This is a genomic window from Methylobacterium sp. SD274 (assembly GCF_017355285.1).
Taxonomy (GTDB): domain Bacteria; phylum Pseudomonadota; class Alphaproteobacteria; order Rhizobiales; family Beijerinckiaceae; genus Methylobacterium.
In genome coordinates, this window is record NZ_JADIJP010000014.1 from 113,594 (window position 1) to 120,350 (window position 6,757).

Below are 6,757 nucleotides of genomic sequence, written 5' to 3' on the forward strand. Positions count from 1 at the left end.
TGGAGACAGTTGGCTTGGATCAAGAAACGGACGACAGTTGTGCTTCACGCATATGAGCTCGGACGACCGATGGTCGCCTCGCGATCCGGCTATGGTAGTCGTCGATCCTCGGCCAACGCATGAGGTCGATCGAAAAGCCCGGCATCCAGCCGAGGACCGTGTAGAGGTAAGCATCCGCGACCGTAAAGCGGTCGCCCAAGAGATATGCCTTCTTGAGCAATGTCGCATCGATCAGATCGAGCCGCCTGAAAAGGCGTGTCTCGAAGGTGCTTCGTACAGGTTTGGGCAGGGTCTGGTTGAACAGGGGCGCAGCACCCGCGTGGATCTCGCTCGTGATGAAGTTGAGCCATTCCTGCAGACGGACCCGTTCCAGCGTTCCGTTCGCCGGCGCGAGACCTAGTTCCGGCCGGAGGTCGGCCAGATACTGAACGATGGCCGGTCCCTCCGTTAGCACCTCCCCATCATCGAGTTCGAGCGCAGCGACATATCCTTTCGGATTGACGGCGAGGAAGTCGCGGCCTTCCGAGGTCCGCTTGGTGCGATTGTCCACCCGCACGAGATCGTAGGACAGATTCAACTCCTGCAATACGATGTGCGGCGAGAACGAGCACGTGCCGGGTGCGAAGAACAGCTTCATAGGATCGCCCGACGAGAAGAGGAACGTACTCGACATTGACTAGCGATTCTGGTGAAGGGAAATTAATTGGAGAGAATGTCTCATAAGCTGAGCTACTATGAACCTGACCCAACTCCGCGGCTTCATCGCTGTCGCTGAAGCGCGCAGCTTCACAGCGGCAGCGGCCGCCATGGGCATCACCCAATCCGGCCTAAGCCAAGCGCTCGCCGCCCTCGAGGAGGCGCTCGACATGAAGCTCCTCGTGCGGCAGCGGCAAGGGGTCGAGTTGACCGCATTCGGCGAGCGGGCGCTCGAACATGCGCGGACCGCCTGCGCACATCTCGATGCGATCGGGCGCGAAGCGCGAGAGGCTGCCGGCCAAGAGCATGGATCGCTGCGGATCGCTGCTTTTCCCAGCGTCATCGCGACCGTTTTACCTCCGCTCCTGCGGCGCTTCCACGCGCTACATCCTGGCATCGAGACCGTCATCCTGGAGACGGATGACCGGGAGGTTGAAACGTGGCTAGAGAGTGGCGCCGTCGATCTCGGGGTTGTTCTCAACCCGCCGCGGGACGTCGAAGCGATTCCCCTTGGGGAGGACGCGTGGGTCGGCGTCTTGCCGGCGGCTCATCGTTTCGGACGACATGGCAAACTGTCGCTCGCTACGCTTGTGGCCGAGCCGTTCGTCCTGGCTACGGGTGGGTGCCATCATCATGCGCGCACGCTCGCCGAGCAAGCGGGTCTGTCGCTGGCGGATATTCGGATCGAGGTTCGGGACTGGTCGAGCGCCATCGCCTTCATACGAGAGGGGCTCGGCAGCGGCATCGTACCGGAATCTACGTTGCCCGAGACGCGGAAAGGGTTGAAGGTCGTCCGGCTGGATCCCGCGATCTCCCGGCATTTCGGCTTGCTGGCGACCTTGGCTCGCAAGCCATCCCGGCCTGCCGAACTGCTAATGGCGCTCGCGCGGCATCGAGCCGTGTGACCGGTCCCATCGGTCTTAGCCTGGCAGGCGCTTCGTGCGGCGGCTTCTAGAGTATGTCGCTGTATGACGCGTGCGATCAGCAAACCACGCGTCATGAGCCGCCGCTTTCGCTCCGTACTCATACGACCGCATACGGATGGTAGCTTACTGGCAACCAATCTGGACACGGACTGGCGAGAACCCATCCGAGGCGGACGATGTCCGTCGTCGGGTCTGGGAGGCTACCCGCGAGCGCGCAAGATCCGGCGTCGCTCGACCTGCTCGACCGGCCAGGTCGGGCGGGCGTCGACATCGCCCGGTCGCATGGTGCGAGGGGCGACGCTGTCGCAGACCTCACGCTGGCGCAGGATCGTCGGGTTACCGAACTCGTCGAGGCGGCGGACATATCCACCATCACGGCAGAAACCGGCGATCTCGGCCGAATTGCTGTTCACGCGGCCGCCCGGCATGCGCCGGATCGGCCGATGCTCGACCACGAGCGGACCGTCGCGGTTGAGGGACCGCTCGACATAGGTGGTCTCGTCCACCGGCAGCGACTGAGCCGCGGCGGAAGTAATGCCGGCGAAAGAGCCGCCGGCCAGACAGGCACTGGAAAGGATCAGGAACGCGGCGGTAGCAGGATATCGCATGGGCTCGGTCCGTTGGAACTGGTGGCTTTACCCTCGGAACTAGGGCGTGTTCCCGCGAAACGATAGTCCGTGTTCGTAAACTAGTGGTCACGCTTGACACAGAATAGCCGCGCATGGTCGGAACACCGCTGGTTTCATCCGGTGCCCCTGGCCAGAAGGGGTGAGGCGAGAGGGATCGGCGCGTGGGTTTTCGAGGAATGCTGAGGCGCGCAAGGCGGGTCGCCAAGGGGCGGGCGACCGATGCGGGGCGTCTCGCACGGATCGGCCTCTTTTGCCTGGCTGGATTGGCCGGTGCGATGCTGGCGGGGAGCGACCGCGCCGAGGCGCAGGGCATGGTCCGCAACACATTCGGTGATTGGCAGCTTCGCTGCGAGACGCCGGCGGGGGCGAAGGCCGAGCAATGCGCCCTGGTCCAATATCTGGCGGCTGAGGACAGGCCGAACCTGACCCTAGTCGTCATCGTCCTCAAGACAGCGGACAATCGCGGGTACCTGCTGCGCGTGGTGGCACCGCTCGGCGTGCTGCTGCCCTCGGGCCTCGGGCTGAAGATCGACAAGACGGATGTCGGGCGGGCCGGGTTCGTGCGCTGCCTCACCACTGGCTGCGTCGCCGAGGTGGTCATGGACGAGAACCTCATCAAGCAGTTCAGCGCCGGGGTGCAGGCCACGTTCATCGTGTTCCAGACCCCGGAGGAGGGGGTCGGCATCCCCCTTTCGATGAAGGGCTTCGGCGACGGGTTCACCAGCTTGAAATAGGTCTGTTCCGGCGCCCCGCGCCGGCAATTCAGCGGGATCTGAGGATGCGGACACGCGCGAAAACGGCAGGCATCGCCCTGATGGCGGTCCTCCTGCCCTGGTCAGCCAAGGCCGAGGACGGCAACTGGTTCACCAATATGCTGAAATACGGCGGGACTACAGTCCCGCCGTCGCAGCCGGCCGACCTCGGCGAGGTCTATTGCCCCACGGTCGATGTCGCGGAAAATGGTGCCGCCCTGCGCAGCTATGGTGGCCGGGCCGACGACAATGCGGGCCTGCGCAGCCAGATCACCTTGGGACGACTCGCCCGCGAATGCGTGCGGCTGGCCGATGGCTCGGTGAGCGTGAAGGTGGGTGTCGAGGGGCAGGTCCTCCTCGGACCGGCTGGCCGACCGGGTCGGTTCGAGGCCCCGGTCTATTTCACCATCAAGGCCGGGGACCAGATCATAGCGACCAGGGCGCGCAAGGTGTCGGTGTCGATCGGGCCGAATGAGGCGCAGGGGCTGTTCACGGTGATAGAGGAAAATCTCGTGGTCCCACGCCCCTTGAGCGAGAGCTACGACATCGGCGTCTCGCTTCACGGTGCGCCGGGCAAGGCCGCGGTAAAGCGCAAGCGCAAACCCGCGCCGGCTGCCGCCCAGGCCGAGACCAGTCCCGAAGCGGCGCAGTAGCCTTCGGCCACGAGCTTCGATCGATCACGCATGAAAAAGGGGCCACCGCTCGCGCGGGGCCCCTTTTTCATACCGTTCCGGTAGAAGCTTCTACTGAACCAGGCGTGGACCGCCCGACTGAACCTTCTCGTTCTCGGACATGATGCCGAGACGCTTGGCCACTTCCGTGTAAGCCTCGATCAGGCCGCCGAGATCCTTGCGGAACCGGTCCTTGTCGAGCTTGTCCTGGCTCTTGATGTCCCACAGCCGGCAAGAATCCGGGGAGATCTCGTCGGCCACGACGATGCGCATCAGGTCGCCTTCCCAGAGGCGGCCGGTCTCGATCTTGAAGTCCACGAGGCGGATGCCGACGCCGAGGAAGAGGCCCGACAGGAAGTCGTTGACGCGGATGGCCAGGGCCATGATGTCGTCGATCTCCTGGGGCGTCGCCCAGCCGAATGCGGTGATGTGCTCTTCCGACACCATCGGGTCGTTGAGCGCGTCGTTCTTGTAGTAGAACTCGATGATCGAACGCGGCAGCTGCGTCCCTTCCTCGAGGCCGAGGCGGGTGGCGAGCGAGCCGGCGGCGACGTTGCGCACCACGACTTCGAGCGGAATGATCTCGACTTCGCGGATCAGCTGCTCGCGCATGTTGAGCCGGCGGATGAAGTGGGTCGGCACGCCGATATCGTTGAGGTGCTGGAAAACGAACTCGGAAATCCGGTTGTTCAGCACGCCCTTGCCGTCGATGACCTCGTGCTTCTGCGCGTTGAAGGCGGTGGCATCATCCTTGAAATGCTGGATGAGCGTTCCCGGCTCGGGTCCTTCGTACAGGACCTTCGCCTTGCCCTCGTAGATGCGACGGCGGCGGTTCATAGGCGTATACCGTGGTTTGAGGAAGTCCATGGCCGTGACTCCTTCGGACAGTCGATGTGCGGAATCCGCGGCGTGGCGGTCTCGATTGAGACCGGGCCGCGAGAACACATCGTTTGTCGAAAGCCTCGACGACCGTGGCGCAAACTACCCGAAGCGGGTTTGCAGTACAACGCGTCCGCCCGCAGCCCGGCCCTGCAGGGCGAGCCGGATGTGTATGGCGGTGGGCGACCACGCACTCCCGCGAATCCCACGGCCGATGGATGAGCCAAACCCCTCAGGCGACGACGGTCTTGCTGGGATAGCGACAGAGGTCGGCGATGAGGCAAGTGGGGCATTCGGGGCGCCGCGCCTTGCAGACGTAACGTCCGAACAGGATCAGCCAATGATGCGCGTTCAGGCGGAACGACTCCGGCACGATCGCTTCCAACCCTGCCTGGACCTTGTCGGTCGTCGGCGCGACGACGAGGGGAATGCGATTCGAGACCCGAAAGATGTGGGTGTCGACGGCGATGGTAGGCACTCCGAAGGCGACGTTCATCACCACGCTGGCGGTCTTGGTGCCGACACCCGGCAGGATTTCGAGATGCTCTCGCGAAGCCGGGACCTGCCCGTCATGCTGCTCCACCAGGATGCGAGACAGCGCGATGACGTTCTTCGCCTTGGTATTGAACAGTCCGATCGTGCGGATGAACGCGCGAACGCGCTCTTCCCCCAATTCCAGCATCGCGGCCGGCGTGTCGGCAATGGCGAAGAGCGGTGCGGTGGCGAGGTTCACGCTTTTGTCGGTGGCCTGGGCCGACAGCACCACCGCGACCAGAAGCGTGAACGGGTTGAGATATTCCAGCTCCGCCCTCGGTTCCGGATTGGCGGCGCGCAGCCGCGCGAAGATCTCGGTGACTGTCGCGGCATCGACAGGGGAGGGGGCCGTCTCAACTTTAGCGATGAGCGGCTCGGTGATGGTCGCGGCGATCTTCTTCCTTGTCCGAGGAGCTTTCGGAGCGGGTGATGTCGTCGCGGTCGCGGACTTCTTTGGGGGCTTCGACTGTCGGCTCTTCATCGGTGGGTTATATGTGTCCCATGGAGAGCGGCAACATGGTTCGCGACACGATCCCATCCCATCCCGACGGGCTCGACCCCAACAGCGTCGACGTCCCGGTTTTCCAGGCCACCATCCGTCCGCACCAATCGCTGAGCCATATCGGCTTCCGCAATGTGATGATCGGATGCGGGGCGGTGTCCCTCGTCACGTCCATCGCCTGCGTTCAGGCCGGGTTCTGGCCGGTGGCCGGGTTCTTCGGTCTCGATATGATCGCGCTCTACATGGCGTTGAAGACGAGCCTGAAGCGCGGGCGCTCCTTCGAAGAGGTCATGATTTCGCCGATCGAGGTGATGCTGGCCCGAGTGACCCATCGCGGCGAGCGTCGCGAATGGCGCTTCAATCCCCTGTGGACCAAGCTGACCAAGGTCGAGGATGAGGAATACGGCCTCCAGACCCTGACGCTGGTGTCGCGTCGGGAATACGTGGTGGTGGCACGCGATGCCTCTCCGCCGGTCCGTGAGCGGATCGCCGAGGGACTGACGCGGGCATTGGCGGATGTGAAGAGGGGATACTGAACCTTGCAAGCGGCGCTCGTTAAGCTCGCCCTGGTTCTGATCGGCTTTGCCGGCTCCGCGATCGCGGCACCCGGCGGATCGGTCGAGATACGTTTCATCGAGCCCGACCGTTACGTCGATGCCAACAACCGGTTCAGTTCAGGGATTGGCCCCCAGGCGACGCTCACCGAGCTGCGCAGATTGATGGAGCAGTCGGCATCCCCCTACCTCGCTCCTGGCGAGCGACTGGTCATCGATGTGTTGGACGTGGATCTCGCGGGCTTCCCCAATCCCGGAGCCAATTTCCCATACGGCCTGCGGGTCGTCACCGATGCGACTCCGCCCTCCTTTCGGCTGCGATATTCGCTGTTGAACCAACGGGGTCAGCGCATCGCGACGAACGATGAGCGCGTGAGCGATATCAATTTCCTGCTCGGTGCCCGAACCACGCAAGCAGGCAGCTTTCCCTATGAGCGCGAACTTCTCCGGGAATGGGCAAGGCGACGTTTCGCGAACCGGAGCCAGCGAGCTCAATAGGGCGGAACGGAAGAAGCGATCGAGTCAGTGAAAGGGGACGGGAGAGCGGGGCCCGCATGAAGAGCCGGCTCGGAAAAATGAGACCGCTCGCTTTTTGCGGTTGACGCGTCGGTCTG

9 protein-coding genes are annotated in these 6,757 nt (G+C 63.7%); 5 read left to right on the top strand and 4 right to left on the bottom strand.

Translation table 11 applies throughout. The features are described 5' to 3' along the window. Nucleotides 1-19 precede the first annotated feature (19 nt). Nucleotides 20-637, bottom strand: a complete 618-nt coding sequence (gene gstA, locus IPV08_RS13910) for a glutathione transferase GstA (RefSeq protein ID WP_207412282.1) — start codon at nucleotides 635-637, stop codon at nucleotides 20-22. Nucleotides 638-734: 97 nt separating this feature from the next. Here gstA and IPV08_RS13915 point away from each other — a divergent pair, with 97 nt between their 5' ends. Continuing rightward, on the top strand, nucleotides 735-1,601 hold the full coding sequence (locus tag IPV08_RS13915) for a LysR family transcriptional regulator (protein ID WP_207412283.1): 867 nt from the start codon (nucleotides 735-737) through the stop codon (nucleotides 1,599-1,601). Nucleotides 1,602-1,822: 221 nt separating this feature from the next. On the opposite strand, the gene IPV08_RS13920 is transcribed toward IPV08_RS13915, so the two are convergent. After that, a complete protein-coding gene (locus IPV08_RS13920) occupies nucleotides 1,823-2,230 on the bottom strand; it encodes a hypothetical protein (RefSeq protein ID WP_056434305.1) in 408 nt (135 codons plus the stop codon). 296 nt (nucleotides 2,231-2,526) lie between these two features. Here IPV08_RS13920 and IPV08_RS13925 point away from each other — a divergent pair, with 296 nt between their 5' ends. Further along, nucleotides 2,527-2,985 carry an invasion associated locus B family protein gene (locus IPV08_RS13925; protein WP_056434711.1) on the top strand — a complete coding sequence of 153 codons (459 nt, stop codon included), beginning with the start codon at nucleotides 2,527-2,529 and terminating at the stop codon, nucleotides 2,983-2,985. 44 nt (nucleotides 2,986-3,029) lie between these two features. Then, nucleotides 3,030-3,656 (top strand): hypothetical protein, encoded by a 627-nt coding sequence (locus IPV08_RS13930; protein ID WP_207412284.1) that lies wholly within the window; start codon nucleotides 3,030-3,032, stop codon nucleotides 3,654-3,656. A gap of 90 nt (nucleotides 3,657-3,746) precedes the next feature. On the opposite strand, the gene purC is transcribed toward IPV08_RS13930, so the two are convergent. Both purC and nth read right to left on the bottom strand, forming a co-directional pair. Next, complete coding sequence (gene purC, locus IPV08_RS13935) at nucleotides 3,747-4,541, bottom strand: phosphoribosylaminoimidazolesuccinocarboxamide synthase (RefSeq protein WP_026175628.1); 795 nt, start codon at nucleotides 4,539-4,541, stop codon at nucleotides 3,747-3,749. Nucleotides 4,542-4,785: 244 nt separating this feature from the next. Next, entirely contained in the window at nucleotides 4,786-5,568 is a 783-nt protein-coding gene (gene nth, locus IPV08_RS13940) for an endonuclease III (protein ID WP_207412285.1), read from the bottom strand. Nucleotides 5,569-5,603: 35 nt separating this feature from the next. Here nth and IPV08_RS13945 point away from each other — a divergent pair, with 35 nt between their 5' ends. Next, nucleotides 5,604-6,125 carry a DUF2244 domain-containing protein gene (locus IPV08_RS13945; protein WP_246747947.1) on the top strand — a complete coding sequence of 174 codons (522 nt, stop codon included), beginning with the start codon at nucleotides 5,604-5,606 and terminating at the stop codon, nucleotides 6,123-6,125. Between the two features lie 3 nt (nucleotides 6,126-6,128). Continuing rightward, nucleotides 6,129-6,641, top strand: coding sequence for a DUF3016 domain-containing protein (locus IPV08_RS13950; RefSeq protein WP_207412287.1), 513 nt, complete (start codon nucleotides 6,129-6,131; stop codon nucleotides 6,639-6,641). Nucleotides 6,642-6,757: the final 116 nt, after the last annotated feature.

Excerpts from the sequence above, each read along its gene's own strand:
- gstA (WP_207412282.1), bottom strand. The coding sequence starts at position 637 with ATGAAGCTGTTCTTCGCACCCGGCACGTGCTCGTTCTCGCCGCACATC.
- nth (WP_207412285.1), bottom strand. The coding sequence starts at position 5,568 with ATGAAGAGCCGACAGTCGAAGCCCCCAAAGAAGTCCGCGACCGCGACG.
- IPV08_RS13920 (WP_056434305.1), bottom strand. The coding sequence starts at position 2,230 with ATGCGATATCCTGCTACCGCCGCGTTCCTGATCCTTTCCAGTGCCTGT.
- purC (WP_026175628.1), bottom strand. The coding sequence starts at position 4,541 with ATGGACTTCCTCAAACCACGGTATACGCCTATGAACCGCCGCCGTCGC.
- IPV08_RS13925 (WP_056434711.1), top strand. The coding sequence starts at position 2,527 with ATGCTGGCGGGGAGCGACCGCGCCGAGGCGCAGGGCATGGTCCGCAAC.
- IPV08_RS13930 (WP_207412284.1), top strand. The coding sequence starts at position 3,030 with ATGCGGACACGCGCGAAAACGGCAGGCATCGCCCTGATGGCGGTCCTC.
- IPV08_RS13945 (WP_246747947.1), top strand. The coding sequence starts at position 5,604 with ATGGTTCGCGACACGATCCCATCCCATCCCGACGGGCTCGACCCCAAC.
- IPV08_RS13915 (WP_207412283.1), top strand. The coding sequence starts at position 735 with ATGAACCTGACCCAACTCCGCGGCTTCATCGCTGTCGCTGAAGCGCGC.